This window comes from Curtobacterium sp. VKM Ac-2861 (assembly GCF_013204965.1).
In the GTDB taxonomy this organism is placed as follows: Bacteria; Actinomycetota; Actinomycetes; order Actinomycetales; family Microbacteriaceae; genus Curtobacterium.
Map to the genome: position 1 here is coordinate 75,664 of NZ_JABMLA010000004.1, position 17,013 is coordinate 92,676.

Annotated in this window: 17 protein-coding genes; 7 read left to right on the forward strand and 10 right to left on the reverse strand. The window is 71.1% G+C overall.

What is annotated here, in order from left to right:
* Positions 1–75 precede the first annotated feature (75 nt).
* Both dapE and HQQ88_RS11345 read left to right on the forward strand, forming a co-directional pair.
* Positions 76–1,158, forward strand: coding sequence for a succinyl-diaminopimelate desuccinylase (dapE, locus tag HQQ88_RS11340; protein ID WP_173169499.1), 1,083 nt, complete (start codon positions 76–78; stop codon positions 1,156–1,158).
* Positions 1,143–2,387 (forward strand): hypothetical protein, encoded by a 1,245-nt coding sequence (locus HQQ88_RS11345; RefSeq protein ID WP_173169500.1) that lies wholly within the window; start codon positions 1,143–1,145, stop codon positions 2,385–2,387. The genes dapE and HQQ88_RS11345 overlap by 16 nt, the downstream gene beginning before the upstream one ends.
* Here HQQ88_RS11345 and HQQ88_RS11350 read toward each other — a convergent pair.
* Positions 2,366–3,637: an AI-2E family transporter gene (locus HQQ88_RS11350; RefSeq protein ID WP_243648880.1), complete on the reverse strand. Its 1,272-nt coding sequence runs from the start codon at positions 3,635–3,637 to the stop codon at positions 2,366–2,368. The two genes, HQQ88_RS11345 and HQQ88_RS11350, sit on opposite strands and share 22 nt — an antisense overlap.
* A gap of 127 nt (positions 3,638–3,764) precedes the next feature.
* Here HQQ88_RS11350 and HQQ88_RS11355 point away from each other — a divergent pair, with 127 nt between their 5' ends.
* Together HQQ88_RS11355 and HQQ88_RS11360 are read left to right on the forward strand one after the other, a co-directional pair.
* Positions 3,765–3,935 (forward strand): DUF3117 domain-containing protein, encoded by a 171-nt coding sequence (locus tag HQQ88_RS11355; protein WP_017887054.1) that lies wholly within the window; start codon positions 3,765–3,767, stop codon positions 3,933–3,935.
* Between the two features lie 127 nt (positions 3,936–4,062).
* Positions 4,063–4,791 (forward strand): AAA family ATPase, encoded by a 729-nt coding sequence (locus HQQ88_RS11360; protein WP_123294101.1) that lies wholly within the window; start codon positions 4,063–4,065, stop codon positions 4,789–4,791.
* A 16-nt stretch (positions 4,792–4,807) separates the two neighbouring features.
* Here HQQ88_RS11360 and HQQ88_RS11365 read toward each other — a convergent pair whose 3' ends face one another.
* Positions 4,808–5,440: an O-methyltransferase gene (locus tag HQQ88_RS11365; protein WP_123294100.1), complete on the reverse strand. Its 633-nt coding sequence runs from the start codon at positions 5,438–5,440 to the stop codon at positions 4,808–4,810.
* A 64-nt stretch (positions 5,441–5,504) separates the two neighbouring features.
* Between HQQ88_RS11365 and HQQ88_RS11370 the strand changes: the two genes are divergently transcribed.
* Positions 5,505–5,879, forward strand: coding sequence for a twin-arginine translocase TatA/TatE family subunit (locus HQQ88_RS11370; protein WP_111084987.1), 375 nt, complete (start codon positions 5,505–5,507; stop codon positions 5,877–5,879).
* Between the two features lie 80 nt (positions 5,880–5,959).
* Here HQQ88_RS11370 and HQQ88_RS11375 read toward each other — a convergent pair whose 3' ends face one another.
* From HQQ88_RS11375 to HQQ88_RS11395, 5 genes are all read right to left on the reverse strand, one after another.
* Entirely contained in the window at positions 5,960–7,264 is a 1,305-nt protein-coding gene (locus HQQ88_RS11375; RefSeq protein ID WP_173169501.1) for a carbohydrate-binding protein, read from the reverse strand.
* Between the two features lie 168 nt (positions 7,265–7,432).
* Positions 7,433–8,281: a methyltransferase gene (locus HQQ88_RS11380; protein WP_173169502.1), complete on the reverse strand. Its 849-nt coding sequence runs from the start codon at positions 8,279–8,281 to the stop codon at positions 7,433–7,435.
* A gap of 10 nt (positions 8,282–8,291) precedes the next feature.
* Complete coding sequence (locus tag HQQ88_RS11385; protein ID WP_123294097.1) at positions 8,292–9,452, reverse strand: Mrp/NBP35 family ATP-binding protein; 1,161 nt, start codon at positions 9,450–9,452, stop codon at positions 8,292–8,294.
* The gene (locus HQQ88_RS11390; RefSeq protein WP_111085044.1) at positions 9,445–9,945 is read right to left on the reverse strand and encodes a DUF1003 domain-containing protein; all 501 of its coding nucleotides are present in this window, start codon (positions 9,943–9,945) and stop codon (positions 9,445–9,447) included. Before HQQ88_RS11390 ends, HQQ88_RS11385 begins: the two co-directional genes overlap by 8 nt.
* 52 nt (positions 9,946–9,997) lie before the next feature.
* Positions 9,998–11,317 (reverse strand): CBS domain-containing protein, encoded by a 1,320-nt coding sequence (locus HQQ88_RS11395; RefSeq protein WP_111084991.1) that lies wholly within the window; start codon positions 11,315–11,317, stop codon positions 9,998–10,000.
* A gap of 83 nt (positions 11,318–11,400) precedes the next feature.
* On the opposite strand from HQQ88_RS11395, the gene HQQ88_RS11400 reads away from it, so the two are divergent.
* Positions 11,401–12,318 carry a general stress protein gene (locus HQQ88_RS11400; protein ID WP_173169503.1) on the forward strand — a complete coding sequence of 306 codons (918 nt, stop codon included), beginning with the start codon at positions 11,401–11,403 and terminating at the stop codon, positions 12,316–12,318.
* A 31-nt stretch (positions 12,319–12,349) separates the two neighbouring features.
* Here HQQ88_RS11400 and HQQ88_RS11405 read toward each other — a convergent pair whose 3' ends face one another.
* Positions 12,350–12,838: a GNAT family N-acetyltransferase gene (locus HQQ88_RS11405; RefSeq protein WP_159571561.1), complete on the reverse strand. Its 489-nt coding sequence runs from the start codon at positions 12,836–12,838 to the stop codon at positions 12,350–12,352.
* Positions 12,839–12,847: 9 nt separating this feature from the next.
* On the reverse strand, positions 12,848–14,332 hold the full coding sequence (locus tag HQQ88_RS11410) for an aminopeptidase P family protein (protein ID WP_173169504.1): 1,485 nt from the start codon (positions 14,330–14,332) through the stop codon (positions 12,848–12,850).
* Between the two features lie 69 nt (positions 14,333–14,401).
* Between HQQ88_RS11410 and HQQ88_RS11415 the strand changes: the two genes are divergently transcribed.
* Complete coding sequence (locus HQQ88_RS11415; RefSeq protein ID WP_173169505.1) at positions 14,402–15,274, forward strand: PHP domain-containing protein; 873 nt, start codon at positions 14,402–14,404, stop codon at positions 15,272–15,274.
* A gap of 189 nt (positions 15,275–15,463) precedes the next feature.
* Here HQQ88_RS11415 and HQQ88_RS11420 read toward each other — a convergent pair whose 3' ends face one another.
* Entirely contained in the window at positions 15,464–16,966 is a 1,503-nt protein-coding gene (locus HQQ88_RS11420; protein WP_173169506.1) for a DEAD/DEAH box helicase, read from the reverse strand.
* Between the last annotated feature and the right edge of the window lie 47 nt (positions 16,967–17,013).

The window sequence follows — 17,013 nt, forward strand, 5'->3', positions numbered from 1 at the left end:
CGGAACCGCATCGTGCCTCCCGGCCGCCGTGCCGTGGGCCAGCGCGACGGGAGCGACGGCAGATAAGGTGACCGCATGCCGGAGCAGCTCGACCTCACCGCCTCGTCCATCGACATCACCCGTGCCATCTGCGACATCGAATCGGTGTCGGGGAACGAGCAGGCCCTCGCTGACGCGATCGAGGCGGTGCTCGCACCGCTGCCGCACCTCGAGGTGATCCGGGACGGCGACGCGATCGTCGCCCGCACGAACCTCGGCCGCGACCGCCGCGTCGTGATCGCCGGGCACATCGACACCGTGCCGCTCAACGACAACCTGCCGACCGAGTTCCGCACCGCCGAGGACGGCACCGAGATCCTGTGGGGTCGCGGCACCGTCGACATGAAGGCCGGCTGTGCAGTGCAGCTCAAGCTCGCGTACGACCTGGCCGAGCCCTCGGTCGACGTCACGTGGGTCTGGTACGACCACGAAGAGGTCAGCGACCTGCTGAACGGCCTCGGTCGTCTCGCCCGGACCCGTCCGGAACTGCTGGCCGCCGACTTCGCCATCCTGGGGGAGCCGTCCGGCGCGCAGATCGAGGGTGGCTGCAACGGCAACCTCCGCGCCGAGATCCGCACGTTCGGCAAGCGTTCGCACAGCGCCCGCAGCTGGATCGGCGACAACGCGATCCACAAGACGGCACCGATCCTCGCCACGCTGGCCGCCTACGAGCCCCGCACCGTCACGGTCGACGGGCTCGAGTACCGCGAGGGCCTCAACGCCGTCGGGATCAGCGGCGGCATCGCGGGCAACATCATCCCGGACGAGGCGATGGTGCACGTGAACTACCGCTTCGCGCCGTCGCGTTCGGCCGACGAGGCCGTGGCGCACATCCGCGAACTCTTCGACGGCTACGACGTGACCATCGTCGACCTCGCCGCCGGTGCCCGCCCCGGCCTCGACGCCCCGCTCGCGCAGGACTTCGTGTCGGCGGTCGGTGGCCCGGAGCCCCGCCCGAAGTACGGCTGGACCGACGTCGCCCGCTTCTCGGCGCTCGGGGTGCCCGCGGTCAACTACGGACCCGGCGAACCCGTCTTCGCCCACCACGACGACGAGCAGGTCCCGGTCGCGCAGATCACCGCGGTCGAGGCCGGCCTCCGTCGGTGGCTGACGGCCTGACGACGGCCGGGGCCACCCGGCCGACCCCTGCACGCACCCGTTGGCGCGCCCGCTACCGGGTGGTGCCGTGGTGGGTCCGCATCACGGTCGTCTACGTGCTCGCCCGGTTCGTCACCGGACTGATGATGCAGGCCTTCGCGAGCGTGCAGGCAGCGAACTCGTTCACCGTCCAGCACCCGGCGTACCTGTCGTTCGCGTCCATCTGGGACGGCGCCTGGTACCGCGTGATCGCGACCGGCGGCTACCCGTCGACCCTGCCCGTGGATGCGGCGGGGCACGTGACCGAGAACGCGTGGGCGTTCATGCCCGCGTACCCGTTCCTGGTGCGCGGCCTGATGCTGCTCACCGGCGCGTCGTTCGAGTTCGTCGCGGTGGCGGTCTCGCTGCTCGCCGGACTCGGCGCCGCGCTCGTGTTCCGTCGCCTGATGGGGCGCTTCGTCGACCCGGCGCGGGCGACCTTCGCCACGGTGCTGTTCTGCGTCGCGCCCGTGTCGGCGATGTTCCAGGTGGCGTACGCCGAGTCGATGGGGCTGTTCCTGCTGCTCGTCGCGCTGCTGCTCATGGTCGACCGGCGGTGGTGGACGATGCTGCCCGTCGTGCTGCTGCTCGGTATGACCCGGCCGACCGGGCTCGCGTTCGCGCTGCTCGTCGTGCTGTTCGTCGGCGCCTGGGCGATCCGGCCAGCGTGGGTGCGGTCGTCGGAGCCGCTCACCCTGCGCCGCCTCGCGCCGCCCGCCGTGGTCGCGGTCGTGTCCGGACTGGTCGGCCTGGCGTGGCCGGCGATCGCCTGGGCCGTCACCGGGGTGCCCAAGGCGTACACCGACACCGAGCTCGCCTGGCGGTCGTCCTACGTCGGGTGGCAGGAGCTCGTGCCGTTCGCGCCGTGGATCCAGGGCTTCGGGTGGTGGTTCCACCAGCCCGCCGGCGGGATCCTGCTGGCCGTCGTGGTCGTCGGCTTCGTGGCGTTCGTCTGCATGCCCGCAGCCCGGGTGATCGGGATCGAGCTGCGCCTCTGGGGCATCGCCTACGTCGTGTACCTGCTCGCCGTGTTCTTCCCGCAGTCGAGCACCTGGCGGATCCTGGTGCCGATCGCGCCGCTGCTCGGCATCGTGGCGCTGCCGCGGTCCCGCGTGTACCGGGTGGCCGCCGTGGTGGCGTTCGTCGGGCTGCAGTGGGTCTGGCTGTACTACTGCTGGTGGATCAACGGCTACGACTGGACCCCGCCGTGATCGGCACGGCGCTCACGGGCCTGGGCACGGGCCAGGAGCCGTGCGGCGGGACCGCTCCGCTCGCGCTTCGGCACCGTCGCTGACATCGGCTCCGGGTCACCGGGCCGCCAGTTCGCCGCCGCCACGACCATCGCGTTGACGGTGGCGATGAACGGCACCGCGAAGAACGCGCCGACGACACCCGCGATCGTCGTGCCCGCGGTCACCCCGAGGACGACTCCGAGCGGGTGGACCTTGACGGCCGTGCCGGTCAGGAACGGGTGCAGGACGTGGCTCTCGAGCTGCTGCACGACCACCACGATGCCGAGCATCACGAGCGCCGGCACCCAGCCGTTGAAGACCAGGGCGATGAGCACCGCGACCGCACCGGCGACGATCGCCCCGACGACGGGGACGAACGCGCCGAAGAAGACGATGACGCCGATCGGGATCGCCAGCGGGATCTGCAGGGCGAGCGCGCCGATGGTCACGCCGAGGGCATCGGTGACGGCGACGACCAGCTGGACGCGGATGAAGCTCGTCAGGGTCTTCCAGCCGGCGTGCCCGGCGACGTCGATGCGAGCACGTGCCCGGCGCGGGAAGAGCCGGACGACCCACCCCCAGATGCGCGGGCCGTCGATGAGCACGAAGAGCGTCGTGAACACGATGATGAACAGCCCCTCGAGCACGTGCACGGCGCCGGTGCCGGCGGCCTGGAACCCGGACAGGATCGTCGAGGCGTGCGCCTGCAGGTAGTCGAAGCCGTTCGACACCCACGAGTCGACGTCCTTCGCCGTGATCCCGAACGGCTCGCTGTCGAGCAGGGTCCGCAGGGACTGCACGCTGTGGTGGAGCCGGCGTTCGAGCGACGGCAGGTCGGACCGCACCTGCTCGGTGACGAGCAGCGCCAGCCCGCCGAGCGCCAGCACCAGCGCGACGAGGCTCGACAGCACCGCCGTCCACTTCGGCCACCGGTGCCGCTGCAGGAACGACGACATCGGCATGAGGAGCGCGCAGACCAGCAGCGCGATGAGGAACGGCACCACGATGTCCTGCAGCAGCACGACCAGCGCCACCAGGACGGCGAGGCCGGCACCCACGACGAGGATGCGCCAGGTGAACGCCGCGCCGATCCGCAGGCCAGCGGGCACTGCGTCGTCGGACCGCGCGGATCGTCCGGCCGGACCGGTCCGCTCGGCCGGTCCGGTCCGCCCGGCCCGCTCGGGACGTCCGTTGGGGGACTGACGGCGCATGGAGCGGATGTTCGGCATCCGCCAAGGTTACGAACGGAACCCGCGAAGAACCGCCGATCCGACACCCCCAACCTGGGCGGTTTCGCAGTTGCCCCATCAATACGAGATAATGAACGGGCATGTACTGCACGAAAGGGGACATCTGATGGCAGCCATGAAGCCGAGGACCGGTGACGGGCCGATGGAGGCTGTTAAGGAGGGTCGACTCATCATCGTGCGGGTTCCGCTCGAAGGAGGAGGCCGCCTGGTCGTCTCGGTCAACGATGCCGAGGCCAAGGAACTCCATGACGCACTCGCTGAGGTCGTCTCGGCCTAGCAGTCGAAAGCACCAGAACGACGGGTCCGGAGCGTGTACGCGCCGGGCCCGTCGTCTGCGTCCGGGGCGCCGCGCCGTCGGCGTGCGCGCCCGTCGCGCTGTCGGTCGCGTCCGGCAGGATGGCCTCGTGCCGAGGACCCACATGCCGATCCGCCGCGTCGAGGAGTACCGCGACCCGGACCCGATGCCGCGCGACGTGTGGCCGGCGACGCTGCCCCCGGTGCGACAGCTGCTCGACGAGGGGCTCGACCTCGACCCGGTGACGGTGTTCGTCGGTGACAACGGTGTGGGCAAGTCCACCCTGATCGAGGCGATCGCGCTCCGGTTCGGCATGTCGCCCGAGGGCGGCTCCACCCTGGCGAACCACTCGACGCGTCCGTCCGAGTCGTCGCTGTGGCAGCACATCGTCCTCCGCCGTGACTTCGGTGCGCCCCGCGGTGGGTTCTTCCTGCGTGCCGAGACCATGCACGGCTTCTTCACCTACCTCGAGGACCACCCCAACCACTCCCGCCCCGAGCCGGTGTTCCACGAGCGCAGCCACGGTGAGTCGTTCCTCGACTTCGTCATCGACCGCGCGCAGTGGCCGGGGCTCTGGATCCTCGACGAACCGGAGTCGGCGCTGTCCTTCTCCGGCTGTCTGACGCTCATCGCGCTGCTGCGGTCGATCGTCGACAGCGGGGTCGGGCAGGTCGTGCTCTCGACGCACTCACCGGTCCTGGCGGCGTTCCCCGGCGCGACGATCCACGAGGTCGGCGAGTGGGGGTTCCGGCGCACCGAGTGGGAGGACCTCGATCTGGTGCGCAACCAGCGGTCGTTCCTCGAGTCACCGGAGCGGTACCTGCGGCACCTCGAGTGACCGGTGGGGACGGCTGCTACGCGGTGACCTTCGTCAATTGCAGCAGCCCGTCACCAGCCGGAGAGAGCGCACTGCGCACCGCCCCCGACGTCGACACCTCGGTGAGCAACAGCCGGAAGTCGGTCGTCGCCCGGTCCCGCTTGACCGGGTCCGCGACGCGTCCGCGCCACAGGGCGTGCGGCACCAGGACGGTCCCGCCGAGGCGTGCGAGCCGCAGCCCGTGCTCGACGTACTCGATGACGTGCTCGGGGTCGGCGTCGACCAGGACGACGTCGTACGACGCCTCGTTCATCCGGGGGAGCACCTGGTTCGCGCGGCCCGGGATGAGCCGGATCCGAGCGGGGGCGGTGCCGGCGCTGATGTAGGCGTCGCGGGCGAACTGCTGGTGGTCGACCTCGACGTCGATCGTGGTCAGGGTCGCGTCCGGCGCGCCGCCGAGCAGGTACAGCCCGGAGACTCCCAGGCCCGTCCCGATCTCGATGATGCTCGTGGCTCGGGAGGCTGCGGCGATGACGCCGATCTGCGCGCCGATCGCGGGCGAGATCGCCTCGACACCGAGCTCCAGGGAGTGCTCACGAGCGCGGGCGATCGCCTCGGACTCCGAGACGATGTCCTCGGCGAACTTCCAGTTCGACTCTTTCTCTGACACGCACACTCCGTTCGGTTGACAACTCTAGGGGTGCATCGGAGCCGTACGGGTTAGGCTCGCTCACGTGAACATCCCGCTCGACAAGATCCTGATCATCGGGATCATTGCCGTGCTCTTGCTCGGGCCGCAGCGCCTGCCGATGTACGCCCAGAAGTTGGCCGAGTTCGTGAAGGCCGTCCGCCGGTTCGCCGACACCGCGAAGGAGCGGATGCGCGACGAGATGGGCCCGGAGTTCGACGACATCGAGTGGCAGAAGCTCGACCCGCGACAGTACGACCCCCGCCGGATCATCCGCGATGCGCTCCTCGACTCCGGCAGCGCCAGCAGCGCCGCCGCGGTCCAGACCGCGCAGGTGACCGCCTCCAAGGTGCGCGCGACGGCTCCCGTCGTGCCGCTGGCCGCGGGAGAAGCGCCACCGTTCGACGCGGAAGCGACCTGACGCCCGTCACGTGACCACGAGACGGACGGGAGGCCCGGTGCCAGCTGGCACCGGGCCTCCCGTCTTCGGTGTGGTGACGACTACTTCAGGTCGGCGAGGAAGCGATCCGTCCAGGCGAGTGCCGGTGCGCTCGGGACGGAGCTGCAGGTGGACGACGCCGTCGTCGAGGCGCAGGGCGTGTCCCGGTCGAGCGACCAGTAGTGGATCCCGGCGAGGCCGTTCGCCTTCGCGTAGGCGGACAGGGTGTCGACGTCGGCGAGGGTGAAGACCTCGTCGGTGGTGTCGTTGACGCCGATCATCGGGGTGACCTCGATCTTCGACGACGCGATGCCGTACGTGTGCTGCAGGTTCGTGACGGCCTGGATCGAGGACTTGCCCATCTGGCAGGTGGAGCCGGAGAGCACGCAGTTCGCCGTGGTCGCGCGGCCGAAGTCCATCGTCATGAGGTTGATCGTGTAGTTCGTCAGGGTCGACGCCTTGATCGCCTTCACGGTGGCGTCGCCGGTGCTGTTCAGCCCGCCGTACGAGCCGTCGCTGGCGGCCAGGGTCGCGAGCGTGAACGAGAAGCGCATGCCCGGGTACTTCGCCTGGGCGAGGGCTGCGGCGCTCACGAGGTTCTGCACGTCGGCGGCCGACTGACCGCTCTCGATGTCGAAGTCGACGCCGATCATGTGCGGGGTCGCGTACCGGGCGATGAACGACTGCAGTGCGGTGCCCGAGCACTTGAACGAACCGGCGGCTCCACCGGTGCTGACGATGTAGTCCACCCCGGCGGCGTCGAGCTTCGGGATGTTGGCGTTCGCGAAGGCATCCGCCGCGACGCCACCCCAGTTCTCGCTGCCACACGTGCCGGTCGCGAAGGCGAGGGTGATCGCCTTGAGGCCGGGCTCCCGGGTCGACACCAGGCTGTTGCTCGAGCCGACCACCGGGATCCGCGTCCCGGTGACCGCGGTGTTCATGACGTTCGTGTTCCAGTCGAGGTTCACGGTGATGTCCTTGTACGGGCTGAACACCAGTCCGCTGGCCGTGCCGCCGCTCCCGCCCGTGCCGGGGGTCGTCGTCCCCCCGCCGGGAGGAGTGGTCCCGCCGCCCGTGCCCGTGCCCGTGCCCGTGCCGGAGCAGGCGCCGGTCGACGTCCACGGCTGGCCGCTGCCCGTCGCCCCGGCGTGCGTCGCGGGGTCGTCGCCCTGCGTCCACCAGTTCGCGGTGTAGTTCGATCCGTTCTCGCTGACGGTGGCACCGCCGGAGTACGCGGTGCCGGCGGTCCACGCGGTCGCGCACGACGGTGTCGCGGCGATGGCCGGTGCTGCGGCGAGGGATCCGCCGGCGATCACTGCGGCGACGGTGGCCACGAGGCCGATCCGTACTCGGGTGTTCTGGTTCACACGGTTCTCCTGTCCTCGGCCGGACGTCGTCGTCCGGCGGGTGGAGCCCAGGCGGTCACATTCCGCAAGGGCATTGTGCAATGCCCTTGCATAATGCTCCGGGGTGGAACGACCTGTCCATGAACGAACGTACAGGCGTGCGCCGAGCGGACGGCAGGAGGCCCGTCGTCAGTCGCGGGTGGCGACGATCGTGTACGTCAGGGGGACCCGGTCGCGATCGGCGTCGGGCCACGCCCACGAGCCGTCACCGGTGTCCTCCATGCGGGGACTGAAGCGCCAGGGCAGGGTGCGCCCCTCGTCCAGGCGGCGGAGTCGGAGTCCGGCGCCGAGCAGGGCGTTCACGATCTCGGACAGCGGGTGCGGCCACTCGAACGTACGGGTGTTCGCCACGGTGCCGTCGCCGGCGTAGGTGCCGGCGTCGTCCCACTGCTGCGCGGTGCCGTCCGGGAAGTACCGGTACCGGGTGACGAGCTCGTCGGCGGTCTCGTCGAGGCCGTAGAGCGCGGGGTGGCCGTCGCGGATGAAGAACACCCCGCCCGGGCGCAGCAGGCCGGCGACCTGCGCTGCCCAGCGGTCGAGGTCGGGGAGCCAGCAGATCGTGCCGATGCTCGTGTAGACGACGTCGAAGTCGCCGGAGACGGCAGCGCGGGCGTCGAGCACGTCGGTCTCCACCCAGGTGACGTCGAGGCCGAGCCGCGTCGCGAGGCCGGCGGCGGAGGCGAGCGCCGCGGGGGAGAAGTCGACGCCGGTGAGCCGGGCTCCCTCGCGGGCGAGCGACACGGTGTCGGTGCCGATGTGGCACTGCAGGTGGCAGACGTCGAGGCCGGCGAGCGAGCCGTTCGGCAGCCACGGCGTCAGCGCCGGCAGGTCGTCGCGCACGACGTCGGAGCGGTGTGCCGGGTCGGACAGCTCGTCGACGGCGTAGGCGCCCTCGTGGATCGGCACCCGGTCGTCCCAGTTCGCCCGGTTCGTGTCGCGGGCGCGGTCCCAGTCGACGCTGACGTGATCCATGCTCATGCTGACGAGCCTAGGACAGCGACAGCCCCAGCTTCCGTCCGGCCAGTCCGCGCCCCATCGTCGTGATGCCGTCGGCGATCGCGGCGAGGGCGACGGCTGCGGGGTCCTCCGGCGCGCCGAGCACGACCGGCAGGCCGGTGTCCCCGCCCTCGCGGAGCGGCACGGACAGCGGCACGCTGCCGAGCACCGGCACGGGGGCGTCCTGGCCGCGGGAGAGCCGTGCGGCGGTCTCGGCGCCACCGCCCTCGCCGAACAGGTGCAGGACCGAGCCGTCGGGCTGCACGAGCCCGGCCATGTTCTCGATGACCCCGATCACCCGTTGGCCCGTCTGGCGTGCGACGATCCCGCTGCGCTCGGCGACGTCGGCCGCAGCCGCCTGGGGTGTGGTGACGACCAGGACCTCGGCGTGGGGGAGGAGCTGGCCGACCGAGATCGCGACGTCGCCGGTACCGGGCGGCAGGTCGAGCAGGAGCACGTCCAGGTCGCCGAAGAACACGTCGGTCAGGAACTGGTTCACGGTGCGGTGCAGCATCGGGCCACGCCAGGAGACCGCGGTGGAGGCGTCGTCGACGAACATCCCGATCGACACGACCTTCACGTCGTGGGCGACGGGCGGCAGGATCATGCTGTCCACCCGGGTCGGACGCGGCGCGACGCCGTGCTCGTCGGTCAGTCCCATCAGCCCGGGGATGCTGAAGCCGTGCACGTCGACGTCGACGATCCCGACCCGCAGGCCCCGGCGGGCGAGCGCGACGGCGAGGTTGGCGGTGACCGTCGACTTGCCGACGCCGCCCTTGCCGCTCGTGACGGCGATCACCCGGGTGAGCGAGTCCGCCGTGAACTGGATGCCGTTCGGCCGGCCGGCCCGCAGGCGTTCGGTCAGCGCGGCGCGCGTCGCGGGGGCCATCACCGACACGTCGACGTCGACCGACGACACCCCGTCGACGGAACCGGCGGCGACGCGCACGTCGCGCTCGATGGTGTCGGCGGCGGGGCACCCCACGATCGTGAGCTGCAGGTCGACGCGCACCGCGCCTCCTGGCTGCACGTCGACCCCACGGATCATGTCGAGCTCCGTGACGGGTCGACGGATCTCGGGGTCGATCACACGGCCGAGCGCAGCGAGGACTGCCGTGCCCAGCTGCTCGTCGGCGGGAGCCGCGTCAGCCACGGGTGGAGCTGCCGGGCTCGTTCGCGTAGCCGGCGTCGTCGGCGTCGCGCCGGTCGAGTTCCTCGAGCAGGGAGCGGAGCTCGGCGCGGATGAAGTCCTTCGACGCCATGTCGCGCATCGCCAGCCGGAGCGCGACGACCTCGCGCGCCAGGTACTCGGTGTCCGCCAGGTTGCGCTCCGCACGCTGCCGGTCCTGCTCGAACTGCACGCGGTCGCGGTCGTCCTGCCGGTTCTGCGCGAGCAGGATGAGCGGGGCGGCGTACGAGGCCTGCAGCGACAGCACCAGGGTCAGTGCGGTGAAGCCGATCGCGGCGGAGTCGAACTGCCACGGCTTCGGCGCGAGGGTGTTGTAGCCCATCCAGACCACACAGAACAGGGTGAGGCCGATGAGGAACCACGGCGTGCCCATGCCCCGTGCGATGCCCTCGGTCGCGCGACCGAACGTGTCACCGCGTCCGCCGCGACGGCGGGTCGGGAGCACGCGTGTGCGCATGCCCTTGGGGGAGTCGAGTCGGACGTCGGAGCGCTCGCGATCACGACGGTTCTCATCCGTTCGGGCCACGGGTGGTCCTCCTTCCCGTCGTCACGGGTGTCTTGCGCGGGCGTTGGCGTGGAAGCGGTGAGGGTTCCCCCTCGCCCTGACTTCGCCAGTCGTCCGGCAGGACGTGGTCGAGGACATCGTCGATCGTCACCACCCCGACGAGGCGGTGGGCGTCGTCGACCACGGGGACGGACAGCAGGTTGTAGGTCGCCATCACGCGGGTGACCTCGGCGGCGCTCGCGTCGACCCGGACCGGCTCGGTCTGCTGGTCGATGAGCGTGCCGAGCCGTTCGTTCGGCGGGTAGCGGAGCATGCGCTGGAAGTGCACCAGCCCGAGGAACCGACCGGTCGGCGGCTCGTACGGCGGCAGCGTGACGCACACCGCGGCGCCGAGCACCGGGGCGAGGTCGTGTCGGCGGACGAGTGCGAGCCCCTCGGCGACGGTCGCGTCGGCGGAGACGATGACGGGCTCGGTGGTCATCAGACCACCGGCGGTGTCCGGCTCGTACTCCAGGAGCATGCGGACGTCCTGCGCCTCCTCCGGCTCCATGAGCTGCAGGAGCGCCTCGCTCCGTTCGTCGGAGAACTGCGCGAGTACGTCGGCGGCGTCGTCCGGCTGCATCTGGTCGAGGACGTCGGCCGCGCGGGAGTCCTCGAGCCGCGACAGGATCTCGACGCGCTCCTGGTCGGGCATCTCCTCGAGCACGTCGGCCAGCCGGTCGTCGGGGAGCTCCTCGGCGACCTCGAACCGGCGTTCCTCCGGCAGGTCGAGCAGCGTGCTCGCCAGGTCGGCGGGCACCAGGTCGGAGTACGCGGCGATGACGTGCTCGGCGGACTGGGCCTCGCCGGGGAGCTCGTCCTCAGTGACCTCGTTCCACGTCGCGAACGTCGTCGGGCCCTTGCCGAACGGCGACGGGGTGGTCTTCGGCTTACGGAGGAAGAGCTGTGCGACCTCCCAGTCGCCCTGCCCGCGGTCCTCAATCGCGACGTCCTCGATGGTGGCGCGGATGCGCTGGTTCTTGATGAGCACCTTGCGACCGAGCATCTCGGCGATCACCCGGACCTCGCCGCCGCGCTGCTCGAAGCGGCGCATGTTGACGAGCCCGGTGGTGATGACCTGGCCGGCACCGATCGAGGTGATGCGGCCGACGCTGACGAAGATGCGGCGCTTGCCCGGCACCTCGACGATCAACCCCACGACGTGCGGGGGATCGGCCCGGCGGTAGACCACCAGGACGTCCCGGACCTTGCCCACGCGGTCGCCCGCGGGGTCGAAGACGGAGCACCCGGCGAGGCGGGCGACGAAGACCTTCGTGGCGCTCACCCGACCCAGCGTAGTCGGTTGCGTGCTGGCGCTTCCCCGGCGGTGCACGTGCGATTGCAAGGTGCGCGGTGAATGATGGCTGTGTGAGCAATCAGAGTCCCTTCGCCGGCAGGACCGCCCAGGCCTTCCCGACGCTGCCCAAGGGCGACGTCCTCGGCACGTACGACAGCTACCCCGATGCGCAGCGCGTCGTGGCGAAGCTCGCCGACGCCGACTTCCCGGTCAACCAGCTCTCGATCGTGGGCAACGACCTGAAGACCGTCGAGCGCGTCACCGGCAAGATGACCTACGGCCGTGCGGCGATCGCCGGAGCCCTGTCCGGTCTCTGGCTCGGCATCTTCTTCGGCATCGTGCTCACCCTGTTCTCGCCGAGCTCCGGCGGCCTGATCCTCGCCGCCGCGATCATCGGCGCCGCGTTCGGCATGCTCTACGGCATCGTCTCGTTCGCGATCACCAAGCGACAGCGCGACTTCACGAGCGTCCACCAGGTGCTCGCCACGAACTACCAGATCGTCGTCAACCCGCAGCTGACCGGTCAGGCGCAGCGCATCCTCGGTGAGCACGGCGCGACGCCGTCCACGCACTGGAACGAGCAGTCCCAGCAGGGCGCTCCCGGCGCACCGGTGCAGGGACAGCAGCCGTGGCGTCCCGCCCCGCCGCAGCAGCCGTCGCCGTACGGCGGACACGCCACACCCCACCAGCAGCCAGGAGGCCCGCAGCAGCCCGGCACGTCGGCTCCCGACGGTCAGACGGATGCGCCCACGGCGTCGGGTGCGTCGAGCGCGCCGCGGTACGGCACGAACGACGGGCCCCGGTACGGCGAGAACGCCGACCCGTCGGCCGCCGCCCCCGCCGACCGACCCACCTCGGGAGGGCCGGCGATCCCCGAGCGTCGTCCGCAGGACCCGCCGCAGTACGGCGAGCGGGTGCCCGGTGCGACGCCGCCGGCACCGTCGTCTTCGTCGACCCCGTCGTCCCCGAAGGGCGACGAGCGCGCCTGACGCCTGCGTGCTCGGGGCCGGTGTGTTCGGGTTACAGCACCTTCGAGTAGCAGATCGACAGCGGGGCGCCGATGTAGGGGCCGAAGTTGGCGATGCGCGTGAAGCCCTCGCGCTCGTAGAACCCGACGGCGCGCTTCTGCTCGTTCCCCGTCTCGAGCACGAGCGCCGGTGACCCGAGGTCCAGCGCGGCCTCTTCGAGCCGACGCAGCAGCGCGGCCGCCACACCCGAGCCGCGGGACTCCGGCCGGACGTACATGCGCTTGATCTCGGTGATGCCGTCGTCGACGACCCGCAGTCCGCCGCACGCCAGCGGAGTGCCGGCCTCGTCGCGCGCCAGGAAGAACACCGCGATGGAGTCCGCCGTCGGCTTCTCGCCGGGTTCGGTGTCGCCGCCGTAAGCACGGTCGATCTCCAGGCGCTGCGCGGCTCGGAGTCGCTGCGCGTCGGGGGAGTCGAAGTGCTCGACCTCGATCGAGAACTGCGGCGTGCGGGAGTCGGTGGAGGCGTCGGGCGTCGTCACCCGCTCAGGCTAGCGGCCGGAGCGGGCGATCCACCCCTCCACTTCCGAGGGGGTCCGGGGGATGCCGATCGACAGGTTCTCGGCCCCGTCCTCGGTGACCAGGATGTCGTCCTCGATCCGGACGCCGATGCCGCGGAACTCCTCGGGCACGGTCAGGTCGTCCTGCTGGAAGTACAGACCGGGCTCGATCGTGAACACCATGCCGGGCTGCACGACGCCGTCGATGTACATCTCGCGACGGGCCTTCGCGCAGTCGTGCACGTCGAGGCCGAGGTGGTGGCTCGTGCCGTGCACCATGTAGCGGCGGTGGAACTGGTTGTCCGGCTCGAGCGACTCTTCCGCCGAGACGGGCAGGAAGCCCCACTCGGCGGTCTTGCGGGCGATGACCTCCATCGCCGTGGCGTGCACCTGGCGGAACGTGATGCCCGGCTTGACGATGGCGAACGCGGCGTCTGCTGCCTCGAGCACGGCGTCGTAGACCATGCGCTGCACGGGGGAGAACGTGCCGCTGACCGGCAGCGTGCGGGTGATGTCGGCCGTGTAGAACGAGTCGACCTCGACCCCGGCGTCGATGAGGATCAGGTCACCCGGCTGCACGGCGCCGTCGTTCCGGGTCCAGTGCAGGATGCAGGCGTGGTGGCCCGAGGCGGCGATCGTGTCGTAGCCGACCGTGTTGCCGTCTGCACGAGCCCGGCGGTTGAAGGTGCCCTCGACGATGCGCTCGCCCCGCTGGTGTGCCAGGACGGCGTCGAAGTCGGCGATCACGTCGTCGAAGCCGTGCTTCGTCGCGTCGACGGCCTTGCGGAGCTCGCCCACCTCGTACGCGTCCTTCACCAGGCGCTGCTCGGACAGGTCGCGGGCGAGGACGTCGTCGGTCGCCGGTGCGTCGTCGGTCTCCGGCGCGCCGCCGACGGCGCTGCCGAGTCGTGCGTCGAGGGTGCGGGTCAGGTCGTCGTCGGCCTCGCGCACGAGCAGCGCCGAGGCGTCGAGCCCGTCGGCGACGTCCGAGAAGGAGCCGAGGTCGGCCGTGGCCAGCCCGAGGTCGGCGGCGACGGCGTCGAGCGAGGGACGCGGGCCGACCCAGAACTCGCCGATCTCGGGGTTCGCGTAGAACTCCTCCGAATCACGACCGGCCGTGGCGCGGAAGTAGAGCGTGGCGTCGTGCCCGGAGCCGTTCGGCGCCATCACGAGGACGGAGCCGACGACGGTGTCGGTGCCCCACCCGGTCAAGTGCGCGAACGTGGAGTGCGGGCGGAAGGGGTAGTCGCAGTCGTTCGAGCGGACCTTGGCCTGCCCGGCGGGGACGACGATCGTGCGGCCCGGGTGCAGCTCGGAGATGCGGTCCCGACGCTCGGCAGCGAAGGCGGCCTGCTCGCGGGGCTCGGGGATCGTCTGCTCGCGGTCGGCCCACTGCGACCCGATGAAGTCCTTGAAGGTCGAGGACCCGGGGGTCGTGGATCGGTTGCTCGTCGCGCGGGGAGTCGTGTCGGCCATGCCCCCATCATCGCACCGCGCTGCACCGGCGTCCTGTGCGGCCCCTCACCTGTGGATAGCATTGTCGACGTGCCCGACCCGTTCATCGACCTGCACGCGCACTCGAGTGTCTCCGACGGCACCGAGCGACCCGCGGAGCTCGTCCGAGCGGCCGCGGCCGCCGGCCTGGACGCCGTCGCGCTGACCGACCACGACACGACCGCCGGCTGGGCCGACGCGTCCCAGTCTGCACGCGAGCTGCCGCTGACGCTCCTGCCGGGCCTCGAGCTCAGCACGCGCATCGGCTTCCGCAGCGTGCACGTCCTCGGCTACCTGGTCGATCCACACGACCCGGGCCTGGTCGAGGAGACGGACCGCATCCGCTCCGGCCGCCTCTCCCGCGCGCACCGCATGGTCGACCGCATCGGTGAGGACCACCCGATCACCTGGGCGGACGTCCTGGCGCAGGCGAGCCCCGGGGCCACCATCGGCCGCCCGCACATCGCCGACGCGCTCGTCGCGCGGGGCCTCGAGTCCGACCGGAGCGCGGCGTTCCGCGGCATCCTGCACCCGGCGTCCGGCTACTACGAACCGCACGAGGCACCGTCGCCCCTGCGCGGCGTCGAACTCATCCGACAGGCGGGCGGTGTGCCGGTCATCGCGCACCCGGCAGCCTCGTCGCGGGGGATCGTCATCGACGAGCCGATGCTCCGCGACCTCGTCGACGCCGGGCTCGGCGGGCTCGAGGTCGACCACCGCGAGAACCTGGCGCACGGCAAGCGCACCCTGCTCGACTGGGCGTCGCGCTACGGCCTGTTCGTCACCGGTTCGAGCGACTACCACGGCACGGGCAAGCCGAACCGGCTCGGCGAGCACCGGACGGCGCGGGTCGCGTTCGACGCCATCCTGTCCGAGGCCACCGGCAGTGCCCCCGTGGTCGGCCCCGGTTCGCGCCTGTCCTGACGCAGTCCTGACCCGTCGCGCTGTCTCACCGAAGCGACAGTTCTCGCTCGGCGCGGCCTGACCCCTTCGCGAAAGCGACAGATTCCCGCCGACAGTTCGCGGCGATCTGTCGCTTTCGCGGGGGCAGTCGGCAGGTGGGGACGACGAAGGGCCCGTCGCGTCAGCGACGGACCCTTCGGTCTGGAGGCGCTACTCGCCGTCCGACGAACCCTGCGGTGCCGAGGCGGTCGCCGAGGCATCGCCGGTGCCGGCTCCGCGACGGCGGCGACGGCGGCGACGCTTCGCGGCGCCGTCGGTGGTCCCGCCCTCGGTGGCCGACGTGTCGTCGGTGGGCGCGGAGGTCGGAGCCGCGGACTCGGTGGCGGGAGCCTGCGAGGCGGGCTGCACCGAGCCTCCTGACCGGGTGCGGCTGCGCGACCGCGAACGCGACGCGTCACGCGGACCGGACGCCGGACGGTCACTGCTGCGCTTCTCGGCGGGGGCACCGTCCGACGCGGCGTGCGACGAGGCACCGGGCAGACGGCCCTTGGTGCCCTTCGGGATGTCGAGTTCCTCGAACAGGTGCGGCGACGACGAGTAGGTCTCGACGGGCTCGGGGATGCCGAACTCGAGGGCCTTGTCGATCAGCGTCCACTTGTGCAGGTCGTCCCAGTCGACGAACGTGACCGCGATGCCGGTCTTGCCGGCACGGCCGGTACGACCGGCGCGGTGCAGGTAGGTGTCCGGGTCGTCCGGGATCGTGTGGTTGATGACGTGCGTGACGTCGTCCACGTCGATGCCGCGGGCGGCGACGTCGGTGGCGATGAGCACGTCGCGCTTGCCGGCCTTGAAGGCGGCCATCGCGCGCTCGCGCTGCTCCTGGTTGAGGTCACCGTGCACCGCTGCGGCGTTGAACCCGCGGTCCTTGAGCTCCTCGACCAGCTTCGCCGCCGCACGCTTGGTGCGGGTGAAGATCACGGTCTTGCCGCGGCCCTCGGCCTGGAGGATGCGGGCGATGACCTCGTCCTTGTCCAGGGAGTGCGCGCGGTAGATGAGGTGCTTGATGTTGGCCTGCATGAGGCCTTCGTCCGGGTCGGTCGCCCGGATGTGCACCGGACGGCTCATGAACCGGCGGGCGAGGGCGACGATCGGCGCGGGCATCGTGGCCGAGAACAGCATCGTGTGCCGCACCTCGGGGATGGCCTGGAAGATGCGCTCGATGTCCGACAGGAAGCCCAGGTCGAGCATGCGGTCGGCCTCGTCGAGGACGACTTCCTGCACGTGGGACAGGTCGAGGAGTCGCTGGCGCTGCAGGTCGATGAGCCGCCCGGGCGTGCCGACGACGATCTGGGCGCCGGCCTTGAGCTGCTCGATCTGGCCCTCGTACGCCTTGCCGCCGTAGATCGCCGCGACGGTGGTCGGGCGGTTCGAGGTGGCGACCTCGAGGTCCTCGGTCACCTGGACCGCGAGTTCGCGGGTCGGGACGACGACGAGGGCCTTGACGCCGGGCGCCGGGTCGGCACCGAGGCGCTGGATGAGGGGGAGGCCGAACCCGAAGGTCTTGCCGGTACCGGTCTTGGCCTGGCCGATGATGTCCTGGCCGGTGAGGGCGAGCGGGATCGTCTGCTGCTGGATCGGGAAGGGCTCGAGGATGCCCTTGCCCGCGAGCGCGTCGACGATGTCCTGCTCGATGGAGAGGTCTGCGAAAGTCAAAGAATCACCTTAGTTCTGGTGGAAGTCCGGGCCAGTCTACCGATGGG